This is a genomic window from Janibacter sp. YB324 (assembly GCF_014217915.1).
GTDB classification, from domain to species: domain Bacteria; phylum Actinomycetota; class Actinomycetes; order Actinomycetales; family Dermatophilaceae; genus Janibacter; species Janibacter indicus.
The window spans coordinates 1,546,851-1,571,343 of the sequence record NZ_CP060120.1 but is presented as its reverse complement, the minus strand read 5'-3'; the positions used below and the strand labels follow the sequence as shown (position 1 = coordinate 1,571,343).

Sequence of the window (24,493 nt, the reverse complement as noted above, 5' to 3'; positions counted from 1 at the left end):
CTGTGGGCAGATCTGCTGCAGGCGGAATCCTGCCGGCATCCGGACGACCCAGCGCGACGGTGGAGGTATGAGCGAGACACCTACCCCTTCCCCCTTCGACGACCGGGCCCGACGCGAACTGCTGCGGCAGCGCGTCCTCGTCCTCGACGGCGTCCTCGACGACGACAACGGCACGCTGCTGATGTCCCAGCTGATGTCACTCGCCGCCGACGACCCGACGAACGACATCGCCCTGTGGATCCACTCCCCCGGTGGTTCCGTCCCCGCGATGCTCGCCATCCGCGACATCATGCGGCTCGTGCCCAATGACGTGAGCACGCTGGCGCTCGGGATCGCCTGCAGCGCAGGCCAGTTCCTCCTCTCGGCCGGCACTCCGGGCAAGCGGCGGGCGCTCCCGCACTCACGGATCCTGCTGCACCAGGGGTCGGCCGGCATCGGTGGCACGGCCGTCGACGTCGAGCTGCAGGCCGACGACCTGCGGCACACCCGCGACACGGTGCTCGGTCTCATCGCCGACGACACCGGTCAGCCGCTGGAGCGGGTCTTCGAGGACTCACTGCGCGACCGCTGGTACAGCGCGCAGGAGGCGCTCGACTACGGGTTCGTCGACGAGATCGTCACCAGCTACGCCGACGTCGTGCCGGGGGGCCGCACACCCACGGGCTTCCGCGGCGGCCTCGTCGGGAGCACCCGATGAGCACCTACCCGATCCCCAACGTCATCGCCCAGCACCCGCGGGGTGAGCGGGTCCTCGACGTCTACTCCCACCTGCTCGCCGAGCGCATCATCTACCTCGGCACGGCCATCGACGCGGGCGTGGCCAATGCCCTCATCGCCCAGCTCATCCACCTCGAGGCGGTGGCCCCTGAGAGCGACGTGCAGCTCTACATCAACTGCGAAGGGGGTGACCCCAGCGCGATGCTCGCGGTCCACGACACGATGCGCTACATCCGCCCCGATGTCGCGACCACCTGTGTGGGACAGGCGATCTCGGTCGGGGCCGTGCTCCTCGCGGCGGGCGCGCCGGGCAAGCGGTCGGCGCTCTCCCACGCCCGGGTCGTGCTGCACCAGCCGTCGGCCCAGGGCCGGGGGCCTATCCCCGACCTCATCCTGCAGGCCGACGAGCTCGTTCGGGTCCGGGCCGACATCGAGGGCATCCTCGCCCGGGCCACGGGGCGGACGACGGAGCAGCTCCGGGCCGACACCGACCGCACCCGGGTGCTCACCGCCGCGGCAGCGCTCGAGTTCGGGATCGTCGACGAGGTGATCGACGTGCGGTGAGCTCAAGCGGCCAGGGCGAGGGCGGAGGCGCTCCCCCTCGTCCTGGTCGGTTCCTGCAGTGACTCGGCGACCGAGAGGGTGAGGTCGAGCAGCGTGACGTCGAGTGCCCCCGCGACCGCGGCGATCATCTCGCTCGACGGCTCCTTGCGCCCACGCTCGATCTCGGAGAGGTACTGCATCGAGATGCCGGCTCGCTCGGCCGTCTCGTCGAGGGTGTCGCCCCGCTCGTGCCGCAAGCCGCGCAGGCGCTCGCCGAGGGCCTCGCGCCACAGTGGCTCGGCTGCTCGTCGTCGTCGCTGGAGCAGCGCCCGCTCGAAGGGGGTCGCCTCGCGGTGGGTGGTCTGGGCTGACTCGGCCATGCCTCAGCGTAGGACTGGCCGGCGGCGCTGCGGTGAGAGTTCCGCTCCCGGCAGAATCCGGGGGTCGAGTCGCGTCAGCGTGCCCGCGCTGTCGACCCGCGGAGCACGAGCTCGGGCTGGACGAGGAACTCCGCGCGGTGGGCCGTGCTGCCGCCGATCTCGTCGAGCAACGCGTCGACCGCTGCGGTCCCCATCGCCTCGACCGGCTTGCGCAGCGTCGTGAGTGCGGGATGGGAGAAGGCCGCCATCGGGCTGTCGTCGAAGCCGACGACGGAGACCTCCTCGGGCACCGAGAGCCCACGGGCACGGATGCCACGGACCGCGCCCAGCGCCATGATGTCGCTGCCGCACACGATCGCCGTGCACCCCCGGTCCAGGAGCGCACCGGCGGCCGCCTGCCCACCCGCCAGGGTGAAGAGCGAGTGCTCGACGTGGCCTGCGTCGAGGCCCCTGCGGCGCATCGCGTCGGCGAACCCGGCGACCTTGCGGGCGACGGGGACGAACCGTTCGGGCCCCAGCGCGAGACCCACTCGCTCGTGGCCCAGCTCGGCGAGGTGGCTCACGGCCATCTCCATGGCCGCGGCGTCGTCGGCCGAGACGAAGGGGGCCGAGATCCGCTCGCTGTACCCGTCGACGAGGACGAAGGGGATGCCCTGCGCCGCGATCTGTGCGTACCGCTCGTGGTCGGCCGTCATGTCGGCGTGCAGGCCGGAGACGAAGATGATCCCGTCGACGCCGCGCGCGATGAGCACCTCGACGAGGTCGTCCTCCGTCGACCCGCCCGGGGTCTGTGTGCCGAGCACCGGGATGTAGCGGTGTCTCGCGAGGGTCTGCTCGATGACCTGGGCGATCGCCGGGAAGATCGGGTTGCTCAGCTCCGGCATGATCAGCCCGACGAGACCGGCCTTCGTCTCCTTGGGCCGGCGGGGTCGCTCGTAGCCGAGCACGTCGAGCGCAGCCAGGACGGCCTGTCGCGTCGACGCGGAGGGGCCCGCCCGACCGTTGAGGACGCGCGAGACCGTCGCCTGGCTGACCCTGGCGTGGGCAGCGACGTCGGCGAGACGGGCTCCCGGGCGCGACTCGGTCATCTAGCCCAGCCACCACGCGGTCGTGTCAGCCGGCAGCACGGCCTCGTCGCCGTCGACCGCGAGCTCCGCCGATGCGAGCAGGAGGCCCCCGGGCAGCGGGAGGCGGACCTCCTCACTCGTGAGATTCGTCGTGACGACGACGGGCGCGCCGTCCTCGCCGCGCCGGACCAGGGCGAGGACGCCGTCGGGCGCGTCGAGCCACTCGACCTCGTCGCCGGCTCCGAGCGAGGGCTGCTCGCGGCGCACGTCGAGGGCGGAGCGGTAGAGCTCGAGGGTCGACCCGGCGACCCCGGTCTGGGCCTCGACGCTCAACTCGCGCCACGCGTCCGGCTGCGGCAGCCAGCTCGGGCCGCCCTCTCGTGGGCCGAAGCCGTAGGGCTGGCTCGTCCCGGACCACGGGATGGGCACGCGGCAGCCGTCCCGGAAGCCTTCCTGCCCGGCCGCCCGGTGGAAGGAGGGGTCGGCGCGGACCTCGTCGGGCAGGTCGGTGACGTCAGGCAGGCCGAGCTCCTCCCCCTGGTAGATGTAGGCGGAGCCGGGCAGGCCGAGCATGAGGAGCGTCGCGGCCCGGGCGCGGCGCAGGCCGAGGACCGGGTCGCCGGGCGTCACCATCTGGGTCCCCGAGCCGGGTGGGTTGCCCAGACGGGTCGTGTGCCGGGTGACGTCGTGGTTGGACAGGACCCAGGTCGCCGGGGCGCCCACCCGCCGCATCGCCTCGAGCGTCGTGTCGACGACCTCGCGAAGGGCGCAGGCGTCCCAGTCCGTCGCGAGGTAGGTGAAGTTGAAGGCCTGGTGCATCTCGTCGGGGCGGACGTAGCACGCCGACCGCTCGATGGTCGGGGTCCACGCCTCGGCGACGAGAACTCGCTCACCGGGGTACTCCTCGAGGACACGCCGCCAGTCGCGGTAGATCTCGTGGACACCGTCCTGGTCGAAGAAGGGCATCGGTGCGTTGCCGAGCAGGCCGACCTGACCGGTCCGACCGATGTCCGGCAGGCCGGGTGCCTTGACGAGGCCGTGGGCGACGTCGACGCGGAATCCGTCGACCCCGAGGTCGAGCCAGAAGCGCAGGACGGAGCGGAACTCCTCGCGCACGACCGGGTTGTCCCAGTTGAGATCCGGCTGTTGTGGGGCGAAGAGGTGCAGGTACCACTCGCCGTCCTCGACGCGGGTCCACGCCGGCCCGCCGAAGATCGACTCCCAGTCGTTGGGCGGCAGCTCGCCGGCCTCGCCCAGCCCCTCGTGGAAGTGGAAGAGCGCGCGGCTGGCGGAGCCGGGCCCCTCGGCGAGGGCCCGCTGGAACCACTCGTGCTCCTCGGAGCAGTGGTTGGGGACGATGTCGAAGATGACCCGCAGCCCGAGCTCGTGGGCATCGCGCACGAGCCCCTCCGCGTCGGCGGCGTCACCGAAGACCGGGTCGACCTTGCGGTAGTCGGAGACGTCGTAGCCGGCGTCGGCCTGGGGTGAGGCGTAGAAGGGCGAGATCCACACGGCGTCGACGCCGAGGTCCCGCAGGTGGGGCAGCCGTGCGCGGATGCCGGCCAGGTCACCGATGCCGTCACCGTCGCTGTCGGCGAAGCTGCGCGGGTACACCTGGTAGATGACGGCGCCGCGGTACCAGTCGGCCGCGTCCTCGTGGGCGAAGGGGGCGGCCGAGGCGGGCGCGGTGGGTGCGGTGGGTGCGGGATGGGTCATCGGTCTCTCTCGGTCGGGGTGAGTGCCGACCGACGGTAACGCAGCCGCAAGTTGCCGTGCAAGAGATCTGCAACTTGCTGCAAGCGCGTGTCGCGAGCCCTCAGGACCCCGCCCACGCGAGGTAGCGGTCCACCCGCTCGGGTCGGAGCACCTCACTCAGGGCCAGCTGGGCGCAGCCGACGACTCCGGCCTCCTGCCCGTGCGTGCTCGGCAGGATCTCGAGGTCCCGCGTCGCGAGTGCCGTCGCCTCCGCGTAGAGGGTCTCGCGCAGTCCCGCGACGAAGAAGTCGTAGCCCGCAGCCATGTCGCCACCGACGACGACCGCCCCGGGGTTGAGCAGGTTGACGACCCCGGACAGCACCTCGCCGACCCGCCGTCCGCTCTCGCGCAGCTGCCGACGCGCGGCGGCGTCGCCCTCGATGGCCCTGGCGACGAGCTCGCGCACGTGGGCCACCGGACGGTCCGCGGCCACCGTGTCCTGGACGAGCGCCCAGCCGCCCGCGACGGCTTCGAGGCAGCCCGTGCCACCGCACCGGCAGGCGCGTCCCGCCGCCGCCGGGGTGCGGGTGTGCCCGATCTCCCCGGCCGCGCCGAGAGCGCCCCGCAGGAGGCGCCCTCCGCCGAAGATGCCGACACTGATCCCGGTCGAGGCCTTGAGGGCGACGAAGTCGTCGAAGCGCCGACGGTGGCCGTCGGCCTCCGAGAGGGCGAGGACGGTCGCGTCGTTTTCGACGCGTACCGGGGCCTCCCCGTAGGCGTCGAAGAAGGGGGCGAGCGGCACGCCGTCCCACCCGGGCATGATCGGCGAGGACAGGCTCATGCCGCGCTCGGTGTCGACGGTGCCGGGCAGGCTGACCCCGATGCCCCGGACTCGTTCCGGCGGCACGTCGATCGATGCGAGGAGCTCCTCGAGTGCCCCGAGGATCCGCGGCATCATCTCCTCCGGCGATGCCCCGTCGGCGTGGTCGAAGGCCGTGGCGGCGAGGACCTCGCCGTCGAGGGCACACACCGCGGCCTGGGTCCGGCTCCGTCCGAGCGGGACGGCGAGGACGACCCCGAAGTCCGAGTTGAAGGTCAGGCGCGCCGGCGGGCGGCCACCTCCCGAGGGTTCGACGACTGTCTCGACGAGCAGCCCGGCCCTGAGGAGCGCGGACAGCCGAGCGGTCACGGCGGTGCGGGAGAGCCCGGTGACCCGACCGACATCGCCACGGGTCGTCGCTCGCCCTTCGCGGATGAGTGCGAGGACCTCCCCGGCAGTGGCGGGCGCGGAGGGGGCAGGCACCGCGTCATTCAACCACGCAGGACTTTAGTTCTTTCGAATACTGACTTTTGTATTGCCAGCGTTCATAAGTTTCCCTAGGCTCACCGCCCATGAACGTGACCGCGCCTCTCGAGGCCACCGACTTCGTCATCTTCGGAGGCACGGGCGACCTCGCCCTCCGCAAGCTGCTCCCCGCGCTGCTGCTCCGACTGCGCGACGGCCAGCTGCCCACGCGGACGCGCGTCGTCGCCGTCTCGCGCGCCGGTCTCGACGACGCCGGCTACCGCGACAAGGTGCGCGGCGCGCTCCCGGAGTTCGTCCCCGGCGTCACGTCGGGCGAGATCGACGACTTCGCCGCGCGGCTCGAGCACGTGTGCCTCGACGTCGACGAGCCGGACGACTGGCACGCACTCGGGGATCGCCTCCGCGAGCGGGCGAACCCGGTCCGGGTCTTCTACCTCGCCGTCGGGCCGGCCCTCTTCGGGACGATCTGCCACCGCCTCGACGAGATCGGGCTCGTCCAGCCGAGCAGCCGTGTCGTCCTCGAGAAGCCGCTCGGGCACGACCTCGCCTCTGCCCGGGAGATCAACGACTCCGTCGGCGAGGTCTTCGCCGAGTCGCAGATCTTCCGGATCGACCACTACCTCGGCAAGGAGAGCGTGCAGAACCTCCTCGTGACGCGCTTCGCCAACTCGGTCTTCGAGCCGCTGTGGCACGCCACGGCCATCGACCACGTGCAGATCACGGTCGCCGAGTCGGTCGGTGTCGGGAGCCGCGGCGGCTACTACGACAGTGCAGGCGCGATGCGCGACATGCTGCAGAACCACCTGCTCCAGCTCCTCTGCCTCGTCGCGATGGAACCCCCGACCCAGGTCGCCGGTGAGTCGGTGCGCGACGAGAAGCTCAAGGTCCTGCAGGCCCTCACGCCGTTCGAGGACCTCGACGGCGCGTGCGTCCTCGGGCAGTACACGGCCGGTCTCGTCGACGGCGCGGCCGCCCCCTCCTACGTCGAGGAGGTCGAGGCGCCGAGCCGGACGGAGACCTTCGTCGCGCTCCGGGCGGAGGTCCGCAACTGGCGCTGGGCGGGCGTCCCCTTCTACCTGCGCACCGGCAAGCGGATGCGCGAGCGCTGCTCCGAGATCGTCGTCGCCTTCAAGCCGACCCCGCACCCGATGTTCCCCGGCAGCGAAGGGACGCAGGAGCCGAACAGGCTCGTCATGCGCCTCCAGCCCGACGAGAGCGTCAGGCTCCACCTCGTCGCCAAGGAGCCCGGACCCGGCGGGATCCGCGTCCGCCCCGTCTCGCTCGACCTCAACTTCTCCCAGGCCTTCGGCGCACCCTCCCCCGACGCCTACGAGCGACTCCTCATGGACGTCGTGCGCGGCAACACGACGCTCTTCATGCGCCGCGACGAGATCGAGGCGGCCTGGCGCTGGGTCGAGCCGATCATCCGTGGGGTCGGTGCCCGCCGACCCCGCCCCTACGCGGCCGGCACCGACGGCCCCGCCGCGGCCGACCTGCTGATCGAGCGTGACGGACGCTCCTGGAACGAGGACGTGACCCGATGAACCCTACCCTCCACCCCGTCATCGACGACGTGACCACCCGACTCCGCGAGCGGAGCGCGACGACCCGCCGGGCCTACCTGTCACGGGTGCGTGCCGCCGCCGACCGCGGACCCGCCCGCGGCCGGCTCGGCTGCGCCAACCTGGCCCACGGCTTCGCCGGAGCACCTCGGGAGGCGAAGGGGGACCTGCGCGGCCTGGTCAAGCCCAACATCGCGATCGTCACGGCCTACAACGACATGCTCTCCGCGCACGCCCCCTTCGCCGGCTACCCCGAGACGCTCAAGAAGGCGGTGCTCGGGGCGGGCGGCATCGCGCAGGTCGCCGGCGGCGTGCCCGCGATGTGCGACGGGATCACCCAGGGACGCGACGGCATGCAGCTCTCGCTCTTCAGCCGTGACGTCATCGCGATGTCGACCGCTGTGGCGCTCTCGCACGACATGTTCGACGGCACGCTCCTGCTCGGCGTGTGCGACAAGATCGTGCCGGGCATGCTCATCGGTGCGCTGTCCTTCGGCCACCTGCCGACCCTCTTCGTGCCCGCGGGTCCGATGACCTCGGGACTGCCGAACGGTGAGAAGGCGCGGGTGCGGCAGGAGTACGCCGAGGGCAAGGTCGACCGGCGCGCCCTCCTCGACGCGGAGGCCAGCTCGTACCACTCCGAGGGCACGTGCACCTTCTTCGGCACAGCGAACAGCAACCAGCTCCTCATGGAGGTCATGGGCCTGCACCTGCCGGGAGCCACCTTCGTCAACCCCGGCACGCCACTGCGGGAGGCGCTGACCGTCGAGGCCGGGCGCCGGGTCACCGAGCTCGCGCTCGCCGGGCAGGCGCCGCTCGGGGAGGTCGTCGACGAGCGGGCGGTCGTCAACGCGTGCGTCGCGCTCCTCGCAACGGGCGGCTCGACGAACCACACTCTCCATCTCGTGGCCATCGCGCGGGCCGCCGGCATCATCCTCTCTTGGGACGACCTCGCCGACCTGTCGACGGTCGTGCCCCTCCTCGCCCGCATCTACCCCAACGGCTCCGCGGACGTGAACCACTACGCGGCGGCGGGCGGGCTCGCCGTCACCGTGCGCACCCTCCTCGAGCACGGACTGCTCCACGAGGACGTCCTCACCGCGGATGGCCGGGGCCTGCGGCGGTACACCCGTGAGACGCGGCTGCGCGACGGCGAGGTGGTGCGTGAGGAGGGACCGGCAGAGAGCCTCGACGAGTCCGTGCTGCGGACGGTGGACGCCCCCTTCGCCACGGACGGCGGTCTGCGGGTCATCGAGGGCAACCTCGGTCGCGGCGTCGTCAAGGTCTCCGCGGTCGCGCCGGAGCACCGGAGCGTCACCGCACCGGCGCGGTGCTTCGACGACCAGCACGACCTGCTGCGCGCCTTCGAGGAGGGCAGCCTCGACGGCGACCTCGTCGCCGTGGTCCGGCACCAGGGTCCGGCGGCCAACGGGATGCCGGAGCTGCACAAGCTCACGCCCGCGCTCGGGGTCCTCCAGGACCGAGGCCACCGGGTCGCGATCGTCACCGACGGCCGGATGTCCGGCGCCTCGGGCAAGATCCTCGCGGCCATCCACGTCACGCCCGAGGCCAGCCTCGACGGCCCGCTCTGCCGCGTGGTGGACGGCGATCTCGTCACCGTCGACGCGGATGCCGGGACCTTCTTCGTCCACGACGACATCAGTGCGCGGGAGGCGCACCTCGTCTCCCACGACTTCACGGGCACCGGCCGTGAGCTCTTCGACAACATGCGCGCGTCGGCCGGCCCGGCCGACGAGGGCGCGTCCTTCTTCTTCTCAGGTGGTCACGCATGAGCCTTCTCGACATCTCCCCCGTCATCCCCGTCGTCATCCTCGAGGACGCCAGCCGGGCGGTCCCGCTCGCACGGGCCCTCGTCGCGGGCGGCATCGACATCATCGAGCTCACCCTGCGCACCTCGTCCGCGCTCGAGTCCATCGAGCGGATCGCCGAGGAGGTGCCCGAGATCACCGTCGGGGCGGGCACGGTCGTCGACCCGGCGCAGGCGGGGCAGGCTGCAGCGAAGGGGGCGAGCTTCCTCGTCTCCCCGGGCGCCACGGACCCCCTCCTCGACGCGATGACGGAGACCGGGCTGCCCTTCCTCGCCGGCACCGCGACCGTGAGCGAGATGCTCGCCCTGCGCGAGCGCGGCATCCGCGAGGCGAAGGTCTTCCCCGCGCGGGCCTCGGGTGGTGCTCCCTTCCTCCAGGCGGTGCACAGCCCGGTGCCCGACATGCGCTTCTGCCCCACGGGTGGGATCGGCCCGGCCGACGCCGCCGACTACCTCGCGCTCCCCAACGTCGGCTGCGTCGGCGGCTCGTGGATCACCCCCGCGGCCGTGGTCGAGGTCGCTGACTGGGGCGAGATCACCCGCCTCGCGAGCGAGGCGCTCGCGGTGGCCGGGACCATCCGTGCCTGAGCACGTCGTCGGGGTCGACGTCGGCGGGACGACGATCAAGTCCGCCCTCGTCGACGCCGGCAGCGGCATCCTCATGGGACAGCGATTCGTCGCCGACACCCCCCGGCCGGCCACGCCGGCGGCGATCTCCGAGTGTGTGGCGGAGATCGTGCGGGCGTTGGCACCGACCGACGCCACCCCCGTCGGCATCGCCCTCCCGGCCGTCGTCCGGCGCGGGGTGGTCGAGACGGCCGCGAACATCGACCCGTCGTGGATCGGGTACCCCGTCGAGGACTCGCTCCACACGGCACTGGCGCGCCCCGTCACGGCCGTCAACGACGCCGATGCCGCCGGCATCGCCGAGACCAGGCGGGGCGCCGCGGCGGCAGGCTCCGGTGTCGTCGTCGTGACGACCCTCGGCACCGGCATCGGCAGCGCCCTCCTCGTCGACGGCACCCTCGTGCCGAACACCGAGCTGGGTCACCTGCCCATGTCGGGCCGCCCCGCCGAGCACCTCGCCTCGACCGCGGCCCGGGAGCGGGAAGGGCTCTCGTACGTGAAGTGGGCGGAGCGGCTCACCGCCTACTACGGGCTCCTCGAGAGCCTCCTCACCCCCGACCTCATCGTCGTCGGCGGGGCGGTGAGCGCATCGGCCGACCGGTTCCTCCCGCACGTGCGCACCCGCGCCCCGATCGTCCCGGCAGCGCTCGGCAACGACGCGGGGGTCATCGGCGCCGCTCTGGCAGGCCGACGGGTCGCCGACCAACCCGTGGTGATGCCCGCGGCCGGATGACGATGGGGTCCTCAGTCGGGCCGGGCTCGTCGGTGACCTTCACGGCTTCATCCTGATGCCGGGAACGGTCCGATCGACGGTGTAGGCGTGTGCTGCGGTGATGTGCCGCTCCTGACGATCGATGACAGCGGCCACGTCCGTGGACTTGAGGATGTCGTCGAACTGCTGGCGGGAGTCGGCTCCGATGACCAAAGCCGCGTGGTGGCGGCGGTGCGCAGGGCCCGCGTGGTTCACGCCCGGGGTGCTCCACATGGCTGCGATGTAGCGCATGAAGGTGTACGTGCGCAGATCCTGGGCGCCGGCCCCGTGCAACGCTCGTCCCAGCTCGTCGTGGATGAAGGTGCGGAAATCACGGGACCGGGTGCCCTTGCGCTGCCGGATCATGACGACGGTCCGATGCCCGACGCTGTCGTCGAGTCGTTCGGTCCACCACCGCCCTCGAGACTGGCCGGTCTGGTAGCCGATGACGGTCTCGAAGGGGTTCTGCTCGTCGAAGTAGACAGCCTTGGAGTGCGGGATGTTGCGGACGGCTCCGACGACACCCGCGAAGCGGAGCTCGGCGATCCCGTCGTAGTCCTCAGGACTGATGGTGCCGACCATCCCGGTCGCCGGCCGCACGGTCGGCGAGCAGTTCTCCGGTGGTCGTCGCCGAGGTGTCGACCCGAACGGCGCCCTCGGTGGTCTGGACCCACCAGGCGTCGGCGGTTCGAAGGATCGAGATGCTCATGAGGTTGCCACTTGTCTCACCATCGCCGAGGCGGTGCGAATGATTGGCTGGAGTCGGTCGAGCTTCTACCGGCACCGTACGAAGTAGGAAGGCCGAACTGCCGACGAGGTTGGTCACGTCTCGAGGTCGCGCGCCAGCCTCGCGACCTCGTCGTCGGTGAGCACGATCTCGAAGTGCTGCCCGCCGATCTCGAAGACCACCCGGGTCGGCCTGTCGTCGTCGCCGTCACCATCCGGAGACCGCGGCGACAGCGGGATGACGTCACCCATCGCTGTCGACCTCATGGCCGTCAGCGCGGATGATCGTGAGCATCCTGCTCGCCGGCCACACCTCGGTGCCCACGACCTCCTCGAAGGTCACGACGAGCACCGGGTCGCCCGAGGAGTTCTGGCCGCCGTCCTCGACGCTGGCCACGGTCAGACCCAGCCGGACGACCTCGTCGCCGGATCGCAGGTCCGACACGGCGACGCCGAGCACCTCACCGGGGGTATCCTCCGGCACTTCGTCCCAGCTGTCCCATACGTCTCGGAACCACACGGCCAGCGCACGATGCAGTGCGGTGCCGGGTTCCACGTGGCGGGTGATCGTCTCGTCGCCGTCAAGGGCCTCGACTCGGGCATCTGCGATGCGACCGCCCGGCGAAATGTCGGCGTGGGCCACGATCATCGGTCCGGCGGTTCCGGGCTCAGGCTCCACGATGCTCGCCATGAGAGAGCACCCCAGGGACGTCGTCGTCGACATGTCGAGGATGACCTCGTCGGGGGCGTCGGCAGCAGAGATGGTGGCCTCGAGTCGCTCGAGCTCGGTCGCCAGCAGCGCAGAAAGGTTCTCGGTCATCCGATCACCGTGCCACCGTGGGATGTCTCAGAAATCCCCTGTGTCCGGATCAGTGCGAATGAGACACCGAGACGGCCCGGTCGCGGCTGCTGCCGACCGGGACCGCGATGTCTCGTCAGAGATGACCACGAGACACGGCAGCCAATGTCCGGTTGGCCTCATCGAGGCGGTGGGAGGCTGTCGACATGGCCACCTTCAGTCCTCGGGTGATGCGCCTGCTCTCGACGGAGTTGACAGACACCCCACTACGGCAGATTGATGCATTGTTCGACGACCATGGCATCCAGCTCGGGCCACCGCAGCCAAGCGAGCGTGACGAGAGCGTCAGGCGTGAACGGATGCGCAGATACTTGTCCACACTCGACCTGGAGACCGCACCCGATGCGGGCAAGCTGGCGGCCGTGCTCAGCGAGCTACTGCAGCAAATTGTGGGGGAGACGACCGATGCAGAGTCGATGGACAGCGCGCGACGAGACAAGTGGGTACGGATCCTGCGCGCGGACGGATTCGATGTCAACGAGGCAACGGGCGAGGTGCGTGTCGCGCGGCTGGCAGGGGCTGCTCTGACTGAGCACGCTCTCAATGCCCTGGAAGACCCCGACGCGATTCTTGACCATCTTCGCCGTTTGGGGGACAGCGTTGATTCAGACCCGCGCCTGGCGATCAGCACCGCCAAGGCGCTGATCGAATCCACCGCGAAGTGCGTCCTGACTGCGCGAAACCAGACGTACACCCGTGCCGCCAAAGTCCCGGCACTCGTGAATGCCGCGCAGGAGTCGCTCGGGCTCGCGGCGAAGTCCGTGAGCGACGAAGATCGGGCCCCTGCGCCAAGCGCTGCAATCGCTGGTCACCCTCACACAGAGCGTGACCGAGATCAGGAATCAGGTTGGCGTCGACCATGGCGCTGAAGAAGTGCCCGCTTGGGTTCGGCCTCGACATGCTCGTCTCGTCGTAGGTTCCGCGCACGTGTGGTGCCAGTTGATGCTGGAGACGCTCGCGGACCCGTCGGCACCTTGGCGGCGTGATGGTCATGGCATCACCGTCACTGAGCCCTGAGCAACGTTCCGCGAGGCAGACGACGCTGTCGGTAGCTGGTGCCAACATGAACCACATGACCGCTACAGCTCCGGCCTGGCGCCCATGACCCTCAACACCGATGCCGTCCCCTTGGGCGAACGAGCGTGGCAGGGAATCCTGGACCACGTCGTGGCTGTCGGCGACGCGGCTGAGACGACGTACCTAGAGGCGAAAAGCACGCTGGATCTCACCAGCAAGGCCGGGACGGCGAAGGTGGCGAAGTTCCTGCTGGGGGCAGCCAATCGACTTCCGCACGAAGCGATCCGACACTTTCACGGATACGCCGTCCTTGTGATCGGTGCGGAGGCAGGCACGGCCCGTGGAGTGCGGCGCGGCCTCGAGGCGCACGAGCTCGAGGACCGACTGCGGCCGTACCTCGGATCGCAGTTCCCACCGTTCGAGTTCGGCCGGCTCAACGTTGATGCCGAGCATGAGGTGCTGTTCATCATCGCGCAGCCACCGCAGGACGGTCAGCCGCCCTTCCCATGCCACAAGACCTACCAAGGCGATGACCGTCGCGACAACCTCGAAGACGGTGCGGTGTACGTGCGTGGCGCCAGCAACACCAGGCCAGCTCGCAGCGGTGATCTCCTGGCGCTCGTCCAACGCGCGAAGGGCGGCGCGAAGCCCCCGCTGGACCTCGACGTGCAGATCGTCGGACCGGTCAACCGAGTTGATCGTGTCGAGGAGGTGCTGGAAATCCTCTATGACGGGGAGGACGAGCGGTTCCGAAGGCAACTAACGGGCCGCCCAGCTTCTCCGCTGGCATTCCAGCCGCTCGCGTTTGGTCGTCAGCCGCTATCGCCAGAAGAACGTGCTGAGAGGCTCGCAGCGTGGCGGCTGGATCGAGGCTCGAATATTGCTCGTGGCCGTGAGTACCTCCTGGGCGTCGGACTGGCTGGATCCGGCATCCGCGTCACAAGTCACGGACGGTACGTTGCCCGGCCGCAGATCGTCTTGACGTTCCATCGTTGCGAAGCGTTCGACTTCCGCGACGCCGAGGATGCCGTACTCGACAAGGTGCTGGAACCGGTTGTGCGAGCTCGCGATCCGTTCAGCGGTGCAGCACGCCTTGACGCGCTCAGGCTCCGTCCTCATGCCTATCCCGTGGCCTGGGAGAACATAACTGAAGACGTCGAGGTCGTCCTGAGTCCGGCCTCTCTGCGGCCCGACACGCCATGGTCGACCCAGGGGGACGATTACGTGGTTGTTGCGCGTGACCTCGAAGCGAGCACCGTTGCGGTGACCTGGACGCTCACCGAGGAGGACAGCGACGTGGTGACCCGAGGAGAGATCGCGGTGCCAACTCGGGCGGTCGTCATGGCTTCCGACTTGCTCTTTCAAGTCTTCCCCGTAGACGCCGGTGATGGAGACGGCGGCTCCGCCAAATGAGACCTGTCAGGAGTTCATCGCGGCAGGTATTGCCCAGTGCCACCGGCAGCGCGACCATTGACGCATACAGGGGGTGACGATGGCCACGATCAAGGTGACTCAGGACCAGGTCGACAACGCTCGGCTGCTGATGGCTCTGGATCGGGCGGACGGGCGCCAGAGCGAAGAGTGGATCATCCGTTTGGCAAGTGCCCGGTCGGCACCGCCCGAGTTGACCAACCAACAGCACGAATCGTCGAGTCCCGACGATCGGCACCGCCCGGCGGCTGACTGAGCATTCACGGACCCTCGGCACGACAGGAAAGCCCGACAGCCGGAGCTGTCGGGCTTCATGGATGTGACTGGCTAGTTGATGACCTTCCCGGCCGCGATGAGCTCGCGAACTCGCCGCTGCTGCGCATAGTCGCCGAAGTGGTCGACTGCCGAGAGGAGGTCGATCTCCTCCTCCAGCGCGAAGCGGATGCCCTCGTGCCGGTCGGCGGAGCCACCGAGCACGCTCATGCCGCCCATCTCGTCCAACTGCGAGAGCTGCAGGAACGACCGGTGAACGAAGTCCGTGGTCAGGCCGTCCTCGGTGTCCACGACGTCGGGCACGTAGTCCAAGCCCGGCATGAGGCCCATGGCCTGCGTGTCGTAGCCGAGCCGGTCGAGTTGGGTCGTGTGCATGGTGATCTCTCCTCTACATCAGGGCGGCCACGTCTTGATCGCGGCACTTCTTCAGACCCTCGATTAGACCCGGGCCGGGCGTTCGCCCGGCCTCATGTAGCCGGGGAGGACGCCTTCCTCATAGAGGCATTTCACCGATGTCACATTCTCTCAAGGAGCGCCGGCAGATGCCACCGCGACGCTCCGTAGAGTTGGCCCAGCTCGAGGTTGCTCCACGGCGCTCAGGAGGAAGCCGATGTCAGTCGCCCAGCAGGACGTCGATGCCTTAGTCGCCTACTGCAGGAACACACTCGGAGAACAGGAGCTCTGGATCGAGCCAGAGGGGTACCCGAGCAGTCTCGCGTTGTGCTTGATCGACTCGATCTACTCGACCGGATCGCACTACCGATCAGTGGTCAACGTGGTGAACCGATATCGGACAGCCCATGGACACAACGACGGCGCCGCCGCCCTTCTGCAATCGATGGCCGCGGCCGGTGGCGCTCGTGCATGGGCGGAGACCGTCGCGGACAACCTGAAGCCTGCGCACACGAAGCCCGGTGCACTGCTGAAGGCCGAGGTGATCCAGCAGGCCGCCCAGCTCATGGTCGACCACGACATCGACACTGTTGAGGACTTGGTCGCGGTGGTCAGGGCGAGCCCCACGGACAACCCCATCCACAACGCATGGAAGAAGCTGCCGAGCCAGCGCTCCGGTGTGACGTACTCCTACCTGCTGCTGCTCGCGGGCCTGCCGTCGGTGAAGCCGGACCGCATGATCCTGAGGTTCTTGCAGCAGGCGCTTGGAGCCGAGGTGGTGCTCACCACCAACCACGCGATCGAGTTGGTCATGGCTGCCGCGCAGGTGCTCGAGGTCAGCCCGCGAACCCTGGACCATGTCATTTGGCGAGCAGCTTCCGGTCGCGAACTCACCGCCTGACAGCGGTCGGCGCGTCGTCGGATAGCTGCGCAGGGTCGGCCGGGCTCAGCGAGCGACGAGCCTCTGCGCCGATCGGTCGTACTCGAAGTTCACGATGTCGCCGGAGATGATCAGGTGGATCGCCTGATTGATGACGTCGAGCGGGACGACGTACCACTCGGTGGGGTCATACCTTCGGCCCTTCCGGTCGGCCTGGGTCAGGTCCAGTCTTACGTCAGCGAAGACCCTGTGCAGCAGGTTCTCGAGCGCCGATGCCCGCATGTTGTAGGTGCGGTAGCTAGCTACGACTTCCACCGGGGCCATCAGGTAGGTCGGCGACGTCTCGGCGTTCTTGATCCGCGCCTCGACGGTTCCTCGCGTGAAGCCGATCTTGTGCAGGTTGTCGATCTGGGCGATCTGCGGATCATCGCTGAGCGACCGGAGAACGTAGATGTTGCCGCTGGCTGTGTCGCCCTCGAGGATCTCCTCGGCGTCGCTGAGGCCAGTCTGGACGACCGACTGACCGTCCTGCTCAAACAATCGGATCGACAGCGACTGCCGGTACATCGAGGACTCGGTGCCGTTCTCGAAGATGACGCGGAGCCGCTGCTTCTGCTCGGGCTTGCCGCCGACGATCATCTCGCGGGTCTCGCCGACCTCCGCGACGAAGAGCATGACCCCGTTGAGGACGAAGAACCGGCCCTCCGTGACGGTGCGCAGACCCTTGAACTGCGCGATCTGGGCAGTTCCGTCCGCCAGTTCGGCGTGCTTGGTCTTGAAGAGGTGCTCGAACCGGTCGAAGTCGAGACACTTCTTGCGCTTGGCGACCGAGTCGGCCTCCTCGGGCGCCTTGCGCACCGGGAGGTCTGACACGTCCAGCAGCCCGGACTCGTCGTCGAGGAGGTCGAGTTCGTCGTCGCCGAGCAGGTCATCGATCGATGCGGGGGCCTCCGGTGTCTCCAGCAGACCGAACTCGTCCAGGGGCTTGAGGGCCGCGATCTTTTCCTCGTTGGCGAGTATCCCGTCGAGGCGGGCTCCGAGCTTCCGTTCGGCGATCTCGCGAGTCGTGGAGTCAGGCACGCGGCCGTGCGTCCGTCGGAACTCGACCACCTCCAGGAATGCCCGTTCCAGACGGTCGGCCGCCGTGACCTTGGTCGGCTTCTGAGGTGCGTCCAGAAGGCCATCGACGTCTGATTCCAGCAGAGCATCGATGCTGGTCGGCGCAGCCGCGTCAGCAGCGTCCAGATTGGTCTCGCTCATACCTCGTCTGCCTTCTCGGTCGTCCGCTGGGCTGCCTCGCGCTCCTGCTTCTTCCTCTGTAGGAACAGCACGATCTCGGCGTATCTCTTCTCCGTCGGCTCGTCCGATCGCACGTTCGGGCGTCGACCGTTCACCTTCGCCCACTGCTGGACCTTCGGCCAGGCGGCCAGGGCTTCCTCCTCGGTGATCTCGACCCGGGTGGCCGTGATCGCGTCGGAGATGATCCGCAGGACCGATGGTGTGACGGACTTCGACATGACCTCGAAGGCGCGCTGGAACGGGTTGACCGAGTCGATCAGGTTGATGTTGATGTCGTCGATGTTCACGAACTTCTCGGACATCTTGATGAACCGCTTGTCGCCGACCTGGCGCACTTCGCCGTTCTTGATTACGGAGTCGACGACGACCTGCTGGCGCAGCTCCTCGACCTGCGACTCGTCCAGGTCGGGGTACCGCTCGCGGATGATCTTGGGGATCAGCACCTTGTTGGTCGTCTCCGGGTCGACCGACCCGGCCGCCGCTTTCGCGAACGTGTCGTCCTGCAGGATGGTCGCCTTGAGGTCGTTGAGGTCGGTCTCGACGATCTGCTTCACCCGCGGTGTTGACGGCTCCTTGAAGCCCTTGATCTTGATGACCCCGGGTGGGGTGGCGTCGTCGTCCGCCGAGCGCTTCGTCTTGAACTCGAAGTTCTGCGCCAGGACCTGTTCCATGAGCAGCGAGGCGGTGATCGCCTTGAGCATGTTGTTGACGGACACCTTCACCTCGCTCTGGGAGGCGTCCGGCTCGGCGATCAGATTGGTGAACTGAGCGTGGTCCTTGCCCGGCGAGTCGCGGGTGACACGCCCGATGATCTGGATGACCTCGGTAAGCGACGCGCGGTAACCGACGGTGAGGGCGTGCTGGGCGTACGGCCAGTCGAAGCCCTCCTTGGCCATTCCGAGAGCCAGAATCACGTCGACGGCGCCAGAGTCCTTAGATGCAACCGTCGACAGGTAGTGCAGCGTGTCAGCGCGCTTCTTCTGATCGGTGTCGTCGACGAGGTCGGCCAGGCGGAGCATTGCTCCGGTATCGGCCCGTCGGATGGTGATGATGCCGGTGTCGCTGTCGGTGGACTCGACGTGGCCGATCGAGTCGATGATGAACCCGACCTCCTCGATCTTGTCCTTGGTGGACTCGCCCGAGTTCACGTTCGGGATGTGGATGATCGTCTTCTTGTCCAGGTCCAACACCTCGCTGATCGCGTCGGTGTAGCGCCCCTGGTAGAAGTGGTGCCCGATGCCGAGCGAGTGCAGGTGCTCGTACCCGTTGAGCTGGTCATAGTAGTTAAATGTCACCGGTGTGAACCGGGCCTCGTCCTCGGCCGACAGCACCGGCACCGAGTCGCCACGGAAGTACGAACCGGTCATCGCTACGATGTGCACGTCGGAGCCGTTCATGACCTCACGCAGGAGTGCTCCGAGGCGGCTGGACTCGGTGTCGGCGGAGACGTGGTGGAACTCGTCGATCGCGAGCACGGTGCCGTCGAAGGCGTCGGGCGCCAGCTTCTCGAAGGAGAACCGCAGGGTCGCGTGCGTGCAGACCAGGACGGCATCCGGACCGTTGAGGAAGTCGATGAAGGCGCCGACCTTGCCCTGCGACGAGCCAGGGTCACACAGGTTGTGCTCGGGCTTGACCTCCCAGTCGGCGAAGAACCCGAACTTGGTCAAATTGGTCGAGGCGAAGGACCCACCGATCGACCGCTCCGGCACCGCGACGATGACCTTCTTGCGACCCTGGTTGTAGAGCTTGTCGAGCGCGATGAACATCAGCGCACGGGACTTGCCCGACGCCGGCGGGGCCTTGATCAGCAGGTGCTGGGCGTCGCGCTTGGCGAAGGCGCGCTGCTGCATCTCGCGCATGCCCATGGGGTCGACGTGCACCGAAGCACCCGTCTGGGCATAGGTCACATCGACAATGTTGACCGGCTTCTTGATCGCGTTCACCTGCGTGCACCCCTGGTCTTCTTCGCGGGAGCCTTGGCGGCCTCCTCGGCAGTCATGGCTTCATACATACCGAAGAGGTGCGACAGCCGTTGCTCGTCGGTCTCGTAGCCGCGCTTGGAGTAGATCGAGTCGACTAGCGCGTCGACCTCGGCATGGGCCTGACGGAGGTCATCCGGCATGAGGTCCGGGTCGTACAGCTCCGCCAGGGTTCGCTCGCAGTGGTACTCGCGAACGTCGAGCACCCGAAGAGCCACCGTGGTCAGTCGATCCTTCAGCCCATCGGTGAGCGGCGGCACTGGAAAGTTGTTGTACACGATGGTGTTCGAGTATTGGTAGTCGAGTCGCATACGCCCAGAAACCGCGCTCACCCAGGCCATGTGCATTCTCGAAGTGAGCAGTGCGAATACCCACGGTTCGGCGTCGTAAACGGCGAAGCCCTTGTTCGAGATGACCACGTCCGGCCCGAGGAAGCCGATCGGGATGTAGGTACGCCGCTCGGACGAGATGCTTGGGACGATAATGGAGTTGGTGGGCTTGTAGCGAACTTCGCCGAAGCGATACGGAATTTCCGCAAGCTTCTTAGTCGAAGGTCGGTCGCTCACGCTTCGGTTCTGCTCCACGCGATCGATCCGGCCCGCTATTTCGGGGATCGAATAGGCTTCGTCAAGTTCCGACGACTCGATCCACAATGCGTACCTGTCAGTGCTTGAGATGAATTCACTGGCGCCCATGAAGCGCTTAATGAACTTCGCCGCCCGCGGCGCTCCCTGTAGGAGGAGAGCCCGATCTGCTTCTGAGAGAACAAGGGCACCACCCTCGTTGGGCATACTCCCGAAGGACATGGGCGGGAGGATCGAGATCGGCGTCGTTCGCTTTAGTACGAATATGTTCTCGCCGTCGGCAAGGTACCCGTTGATGTTGGTGGCGGTGATTTGGAGATCTCCGGTGTACAAGTACTTCGGCGCACGCGATGCGTTTCGCAGGCTGATGACCGAGACGGTGACGCCCGCATTACGCTTGGCATTGTTTTCCCACTTGAAGGATGTGTACGCGTATCCAATCTCGACGCCTCGGGCGAAGATCATAGGAAACATCAGTCCGACGTGCTCGCCCTGAGATACGGAGTTCGTGGTCACAAACGCCAGTTCTGCGCGCGTGCCTTCAATGTAGTCGACACCCTTGACGAACCAGAGGGCGATGTAATCGAGGTTCTTGCTGTATGGACGGCGTCCGAACACAAACGGGTAGTCTGCCTTCATTTCTGCCGATTGGGTTTTTGCGCCCTTGTAGGGCGGATTTCCGATGATGTAGATCTCGGTCGAACCATCGTTCGGGCAGACCAAGTCCCAGTCGATCCGAGTCGCGTTCCCTGCCTGGATCTGTCCGGTCTCCTTGAGCGGGATCAGCGGGATCGAGACGTTGAACTTTTCCTTGAACTCTGTGTTCATCTGGTGCTTGGCGATCCAGAGCGAGAGGATCGCGACCTCGACGGCGAAGTCGTCGATCTCGATGCCGAAGAAGTTCTCGATATTGATCTTGGACTCGGCGAAGAGCACCTGGTGCTTGGGGTCGAGGTCGGCGAGACGCTCGAGGATCGCGTGCTCGATCTTGCGCAGTTCCTTGTAAGCGATGACCAGGAAGTTGCCGGATCCACAGGCGGGGTCGAAGACCTTGATCGCGCTGATCCGCTCCAGCAGGGCCTCGAGTTTCCTGACGCTGTCGAACCCGGAGTCCAGCTGCTCCCGGATGCCGTCGAGGAACAGCGGCTCGATGGTCTTCAGGATGTTCGGCACTGACGTGTAGTGCTGACCAAGGTCCGAGCGCTTGCCGGGCGAGACGATCGCTTGGAACATCGAGCCGAAGATGTCGGGGTTGATCTCGCTCCAGTTCAACGTGCCGAGTTCGATCAGCCGGTCGCGGGCGGCCTTGGTGAACGTCGGCACCTCGAGGCCAGCGCTCAACGTGAAGAGCCTGCCGTTGACGTAGGGGAACGAGGCCAGGTGGCGCGGCTTGTCGGCCGGGTCCTCGGTGTCCAGCGCGGTGAAGAGCGCGGCCAGGAAGTCGTGGACGTCCGAACCGTCGGCCTGGGTGTGCGAGCCGACGGCGTTGGTGAACTGAGTCTCGGTGAAGATGCCGGTGTCCTCGGCGAAGAAGCAGAACAGCAGCCGGGTGAAGAAGACGTTGAGGGCGTGGCGCCCGCTGGTCCCGTTCATCAGCCCGGGGTTGGCGGCGAGCAGCTCGTCGAAGAGCTTGCCCATGCGCTCGGCGGCCTTGACGTCGGCGTGGGACTCGGCGACGTATTGGGCCTTTTCCATGCCGGCCCAGGGCAGGAAGAAGGTGAAGTGCTGGTTGATGTCCCGGATCGGGATCATCAGGTTCTCGCCGGTCTTGATGTCGACCGCGAGGAGCTCGTTGTAGTCGGTGACGATGACGAAGCGGGTGCTGTACCGCACCACCGCGGGGGAGGTCTTCAGCTCGTCGATGACCGCCAGCGGGTCATCGGTCGTCTCCTTGAAGTAGACGACGTTCTTCTGCGCGACCTCGGTCTCTGGGTCCACCGCAACGCTGAGGGAGCCGTTGCGCAGGCGCGTGACGTTGCCCTGCGGCTTCCCGTAGGCCAGGAGCAGGTCGAAGATGAACTCGCGGTCGTAGGACTCGCGACCGCCCAGGGGTGCGACGCGCTCCTCGATGGCCTTCAGGTTGAGCCGTGCCACGCCAGTCCCTTCGTCAAGCACCCGATCGTGCACTCGACACTCTAAGGTCGGTCGCTCAGCTCGTTCAGCAGGCGCTCCGGTCACCGACAGCCCATCCCATGCGGGGCTGTCCGTCTGCCCTGCGGTAGGGGTGCCGTCGAGGCAACGCGAAGGCCCCGACACCGTGTGGTGTCGGGGCCTTTCGCTGATCTTGCGGTGACTCCAGCGGTGACATCGGTCCGATCTGGACCGACCTCACCGCCTCGGTGACCGCGTATCCGTTGGTAAACCAACGAACTCGGTCGGGCTGACAGTGTGCTGGCTCAGGACATCGGAATGGGGTGTCTCAAGTCATCGGAATAGGGGTGTCTCACGACATCGGCATGGTGTGGGTCCTGATGCTGGGGCATGTCGAAACGTCGTCTCGTGATCACCGCGGTCCTGGCCGGCCAGTCACAGTCCGAGGTTGCCCGGACCTATGGCGTCTCTCAGGGCTGGATCAGCAAGCTGATGGCCCGCTACCGCGCCGAGGGCGAGCAGGCCTTCGAGCCTCGCTCCCGTCGCCCCGCAACCTCCACGAACGCGACCCCGCAGGCCACGGTCGACCTCGTGCTGCAGCTACGTGACCAGCTGAGCGCGCGGGGCCTGGACGCCGGCGCCGAGACCATCGGCTGGCACCTGCGTCACCACCACGACGTCACGACCTCCCGAGCCACGATCAACCGCATCCTGACCCGAGCAGGACGCGTGGTGCCCGAGCCGAAGAAGCGCCCGAAGTCCTCCTACATCCGCTTCGAAGCCGAGCAGCCCAACGAGACCTGGCAGTCCGATTTCACCCACTACCGTCTGGCCACCGGCCGCGACGTGGAAATCCTCACCTGGCTGGACGACCACTCCCGATGCGCCCTGCACATCAGTGCCCACACCCGAGTCACCGGCCCGATCGTGCTGGCCGCGTTCCAAGCCACCATCGACGAACACGGTTGCCCCGCAAGCACGCTGACCGACAACGGGATGGTCTTCACCACCCGACTGGCCGGCGGCCGCGGCGGCAAGAACGCCCTCGAAACCCACCTGGCCACCCTGGGCGTGACCCAGAAGAACTCCCGACCCGCACACCCCACGACCTGCGGCAAGGTCTGTGAGTCTGTTGCGTGGTGCTGCACCGGCCGGTCTGACCCCGGCCAAGGTGTGACCACGGTGTCCTGCGTTCGATTTGTCGGCCGGTTCCGGTGCAGCGCCGTGGAGCGCGCCGGCCAGACGGATCTGACCTGATAGGAGCTTGGACTAGAAGCCCCGTCACAGACCTGTCGCCCGTCCGGCCGGTTCGCCCCATCCGTCAGATCAGCCCTAACGGAGGAGCGAATCCCAGCATGACAATCTCAGCGGTCACTGTCATCGGTGGCGTCGATACCCACAAGCACACTCACTACGCGGCAGTGGTCGACGACCATGGCCGGCTACTCGGACATCAGGAGTTCCCCGCCAATGATGCGGGCTATCGAAGCCTGCTGGGTTGGATGCGCGAACACGGCCAGATCCAGGCGATCGGCGTGGAGAGCACCGGCTCCTTCGGCGCCACCCTCACTCGAGCGCTGACCCGGGCCGGACAGCGGGTGGTCGAGGTGAACCGTCCGAACCGGCAGGCGCGGCGCATGGACGGCAAGTCCGACCGCCTCGATGCCGAGCAGATCGCGCGAGCAGTTCTCGCTCAGACCTCGACCGCGATTCCGAAGGCCAAGTCCGGGACGGTGGAGGTGATCCGGACCCTGCGGGTGACAAGAGCCAGCGCCGTCAAGGCCCGCACACAGGCCTTCAACACGCTCTGGGGGGTCATGATCGGCGCACCATCGCCACTGCGCGACGACCTGGTCAACCTGACCAAGCGCACGCTGGTCAACAAGTGCGCTGGCTTGCGCCCCGAGTCCGACGACCTCCTCTCGCTCAACAACGACCCCGATCGCCTCCTCATGGCAGCGGTGAAGACCTCCCTGCGGGACCTCGCGCGGCGCTGGAAGATCCTGGATGAAGAGATCAAGGCGCTCAACCGGCAGATCGACGTGATGGTCCGAGCCACCGCACCGCAGCTGCTGGACCTGCATGGCGTCGGGGTCGAGATCGCCGGCCAGTTCCTGGTCACCGCCGGCGACAACACCGACCGAATCCGCAATGAAGCCGCCTTCGCCAAGCTCTGCGGCGTCGCACCTCAACCCGCCAGCAGTGGGCGGACCACCGGACGGCACCGCCTCAGCCGCAGCGGCGACCGAGCAGCCAACAGCGCCCTCTACATCGTCACGATCGTCCGAATGCGACACCATCAGCCCACTCGTGACTACGTCGAACGACGCACCGCCGAAGGCCTGAGCAAGCGCGAGATCATCCGCTGCCTCAAGCGCTACATCGCCCGCGAGGTCTTCAACAACCTGCCACGCTCCACGCTCATCGAACCCCGGCTCGAGATCGTCCACGCTGCCGCTTGACGAACATAGGAGCATCGAACGCT

General features: G+C 67.7%; 25 protein-coding genes. 13 read left to right on the top strand and 12 right to left on the bottom strand.

Annotated elements, in window-relative coordinates; genetic code table 11:
* Window positions 1-67: 67 nt before the first annotated feature.
* Together H7A72_RS07570 and H7A72_RS07565 are read left to right on the top strand one after the other, a co-directional pair.
* Window positions 68-697, top strand: a complete 630-nt coding sequence (locus H7A72_RS07570) for a ClpP family protease (protein WP_084451863.1) — start codon at window positions 68-70, stop codon at window positions 695-697.
* On the top strand, window positions 694-1,281 hold the full coding sequence (locus H7A72_RS07565; protein WP_084451862.1) for a ClpP family protease: 588 nt from the start codon (window positions 694-696) through the stop codon (window positions 1,279-1,281). The genes H7A72_RS07570 and H7A72_RS07565 overlap by 4 nt, the downstream gene beginning before the upstream one ends.
* Window positions 1,282-1,283: 2 nt before the next feature.
* Here H7A72_RS07565 and H7A72_RS07560 read toward each other — a convergent pair whose 3' ends face one another.
* The 4 genes from H7A72_RS07560 to H7A72_RS07545 form a co-directional block, all read right to left on the bottom strand.
* Window positions 1,284-1,640 carry a helix-turn-helix domain-containing protein gene (locus tag H7A72_RS07560; protein WP_084451861.1) on the bottom strand — a complete coding sequence of 119 codons (357 nt, stop codon included), beginning with the start codon at window positions 1,638-1,640 and terminating at the stop codon, window positions 1,284-1,286.
* Window positions 1,641-1,714: 74 nt separating this feature from the next.
* On the bottom strand, window positions 1,715-2,728 hold the full coding sequence (locus H7A72_RS07555) for a LacI family DNA-binding transcriptional regulator (RefSeq protein ID WP_084451860.1): 1,014 nt from the start codon (window positions 2,726-2,728) through the stop codon (window positions 1,715-1,717).
* Complete coding sequence (locus tag H7A72_RS07550; RefSeq protein ID WP_185222160.1) at window positions 2,729-4,423, bottom strand: glycoside hydrolase family 13 protein; 1,695 nt, start codon at window positions 4,421-4,423, stop codon at window positions 2,729-2,731.
* 100 nt (window positions 4,424-4,523) lie between these two features.
* Window positions 4,524-5,705, bottom strand: a complete 1,182-nt coding sequence (locus H7A72_RS07545) for an ROK family transcriptional regulator (RefSeq protein ID WP_185222159.1) — start codon at window positions 5,703-5,705, stop codon at window positions 4,524-4,526.
* A gap of 89 nt (window positions 5,706-5,794) precedes the next feature.
* Here H7A72_RS07545 and zwf point away from each other — a divergent pair, with 89 nt between their 5' ends.
* From zwf to ppgK, 4 genes are read left to right on the top strand one after another with little or no spacing between them, the layout of a single operon-like run.
* Window positions 5,795-7,252 carry a glucose-6-phosphate dehydrogenase gene (zwf, locus tag H7A72_RS07540; RefSeq protein WP_185222158.1) on the top strand — a complete coding sequence of 486 codons (1,458 nt, stop codon included), beginning with the start codon at window positions 5,795-5,797 and terminating at the stop codon, window positions 7,250-7,252.
* Window positions 7,249-9,063 carry a phosphogluconate dehydratase gene (edd, locus tag H7A72_RS07535; RefSeq protein WP_185222157.1) on the top strand — a complete coding sequence of 605 codons (1,815 nt, stop codon included), beginning with the start codon at window positions 7,249-7,251 and terminating at the stop codon, window positions 9,061-9,063. Before zwf ends, edd begins: the two co-directional genes overlap by 4 nt.
* The gene (eda, locus tag H7A72_RS07530; protein WP_068312821.1) at window positions 9,060-9,686 is read left to right on the top strand and encodes a bifunctional 4-hydroxy-2-oxoglutarate aldolase/2-dehydro-3-deoxy-phosphogluconate aldolase; all 627 of its coding nucleotides are present in this window, start codon (window positions 9,060-9,062) and stop codon (window positions 9,684-9,686) included. Before edd ends, eda begins: the two co-directional genes overlap by 4 nt.
* The gene (ppgK, locus tag H7A72_RS07525; RefSeq protein WP_185222156.1) at window positions 9,679-10,458 is read left to right on the top strand and encodes a polyphosphate--glucose phosphotransferase; all 780 of its coding nucleotides are present in this window, start codon (window positions 9,679-9,681) and stop codon (window positions 10,456-10,458) included. The genes eda and ppgK overlap by 8 nt, the downstream gene beginning before the upstream one ends.
* A gap of 39 nt (window positions 10,459-10,497) precedes the next feature.
* On the opposite strand, the gene H7A72_RS07520 is transcribed toward ppgK, so the two are convergent.
* The 4 genes from H7A72_RS07520 to H7A72_RS07505 are packed head-to-tail and all read right to left on the bottom strand — an operon-like array spanning window position 10,498 to window position 12,022.
* A complete protein-coding gene (locus tag H7A72_RS07520) occupies window positions 10,498-11,058 on the bottom strand; it encodes a hypothetical protein (protein WP_185222155.1) in 561 nt (186 codons plus the stop codon).
* The gene (locus tag H7A72_RS16645; protein ID WP_223277840.1) at window positions 11,036-11,302 is read right to left on the bottom strand and encodes a hypothetical protein; all 267 of its coding nucleotides are present in this window, start codon (window positions 11,300-11,302) and stop codon (window positions 11,036-11,038) included. Before H7A72_RS16645 ends, H7A72_RS07520 begins: the two co-directional genes overlap by 23 nt.
* Window positions 11,299-11,454 (bottom strand): hypothetical protein, encoded by a 156-nt coding sequence (locus H7A72_RS07510; RefSeq protein ID WP_185222154.1) that lies wholly within the window; start codon window positions 11,452-11,454, stop codon window positions 11,299-11,301. Before H7A72_RS07510 ends, H7A72_RS16645 begins: the two co-directional genes overlap by 4 nt.
* Complete coding sequence (locus tag H7A72_RS07505; RefSeq protein ID WP_185222153.1) at window positions 11,447-12,022, bottom strand: hypothetical protein; 576 nt, start codon at window positions 12,020-12,022, stop codon at window positions 11,447-11,449. Before H7A72_RS07505 ends, H7A72_RS07510 begins: the two co-directional genes overlap by 8 nt.
* Before the next feature lie 185 nt (window positions 12,023-12,207).
* On the opposite strand from H7A72_RS07505, the gene H7A72_RS07500 reads away from it, so the two are divergent.
* The 4 genes from H7A72_RS07500 (at window position 12,208) to H7A72_RS07485 (ending at window position 14,765) form a co-directional block, all read left to right on the top strand.
* Window positions 12,208-12,930, top strand: coding sequence for a hypothetical protein (locus H7A72_RS07500; protein ID WP_185222152.1), 723 nt, complete (start codon window positions 12,208-12,210; stop codon window positions 12,928-12,930).
* Entirely contained in the window at window positions 12,887-13,078 is a 192-nt protein-coding gene (locus H7A72_RS17135; protein ID WP_370543567.1) for an abortive infection family protein, read from the top strand. The genes H7A72_RS07500 and H7A72_RS17135 overlap by 44 nt, the downstream gene beginning before the upstream one ends.
* Before the next feature lie 84 nt (window positions 13,079-13,162).
* On the top strand, window positions 13,163-14,491 hold the full coding sequence (locus H7A72_RS07490) for a hypothetical protein (RefSeq protein ID WP_185222151.1): 1,329 nt from the start codon (window positions 13,163-13,165) through the stop codon (window positions 14,489-14,491).
* Between the two features lie 79 nt (window positions 14,492-14,570).
* Complete coding sequence (locus H7A72_RS07485) at window positions 14,571-14,765, top strand: hypothetical protein (RefSeq protein ID WP_185222150.1); 195 nt, start codon at window positions 14,571-14,573, stop codon at window positions 14,763-14,765.
* Window positions 14,766-14,836: 71 nt separating this feature from the next.
* Here the strand turns inward: H7A72_RS07485 and H7A72_RS07480 are convergent, their stop codons facing one another.
* Window positions 14,837-15,157, bottom strand: a complete 321-nt coding sequence (locus tag H7A72_RS07480; RefSeq protein WP_185222149.1) for a hypothetical protein — start codon at window positions 15,155-15,157, stop codon at window positions 14,837-14,839.
* Window positions 15,158-15,392: 235 nt separating this feature from the next.
* Between H7A72_RS07480 and H7A72_RS07475 the strand changes: the two genes are divergently transcribed.
* The gene (locus H7A72_RS07475; RefSeq protein ID WP_185222148.1) at window positions 15,393-16,076 is read left to right on the top strand and encodes a hypothetical protein; all 684 of its coding nucleotides are present in this window, start codon (window positions 15,393-15,395) and stop codon (window positions 16,074-16,076) included.
* 45 nt (window positions 16,077-16,121) lie between these two features.
* Here the strand turns inward: H7A72_RS07475 and H7A72_RS07470 are convergent, their stop codons facing one another.
* The 3 genes from H7A72_RS07470 to H7A72_RS07460 are packed head-to-tail and all read right to left on the bottom strand — an operon-like array spanning window position 16,122 to window position 22,011.
* Window positions 16,122-17,315 carry a GIY-YIG nuclease family protein gene (locus H7A72_RS07470; protein WP_185222147.1) on the bottom strand — a complete coding sequence of 398 codons (1,194 nt, stop codon included), beginning with the start codon at window positions 17,313-17,315 and terminating at the stop codon, window positions 16,122-16,124.
* Window positions 17,312-19,297 (bottom strand): DEAD/DEAH box helicase, encoded by a 1,986-nt coding sequence (locus H7A72_RS07465; RefSeq protein ID WP_185222146.1) that lies wholly within the window; start codon window positions 19,295-19,297, stop codon window positions 17,312-17,314. Before H7A72_RS07465 ends, H7A72_RS07470 begins: the two co-directional genes overlap by 4 nt.
* Window positions 19,294-22,011, bottom strand: coding sequence for a DNA methyltransferase (locus tag H7A72_RS07460; RefSeq protein WP_185222145.1), 2,718 nt, complete (start codon window positions 22,009-22,011; stop codon window positions 19,294-19,296). The genes H7A72_RS07465 and H7A72_RS07460 overlap by 4 nt, the downstream gene beginning before the upstream one ends.
* 405 nt (window positions 22,012-22,416) lie before the next feature.
* On the opposite strand from H7A72_RS07460, the gene H7A72_RS07455 reads away from it, so the two are divergent.
* Window positions 22,417-23,265 carry a DDE-type integrase/transposase/recombinase gene (locus H7A72_RS07455; protein ID WP_370543566.1) on the top strand — a complete coding sequence of 283 codons (849 nt, stop codon included), beginning with the start codon at window positions 22,417-22,419 and terminating at the stop codon, window positions 23,263-23,265.
* Window positions 23,266-23,363: 98 nt separating this feature from the next.
* Complete coding sequence (locus tag H7A72_RS07450) at window positions 23,364-24,470, top strand: IS110 family transposase (RefSeq protein ID WP_084451329.1); 1,107 nt, start codon at window positions 23,364-23,366, stop codon at window positions 24,468-24,470.
* The last annotated feature ends 23 nt before the right edge of the window (window positions 24,471-24,493 follow it).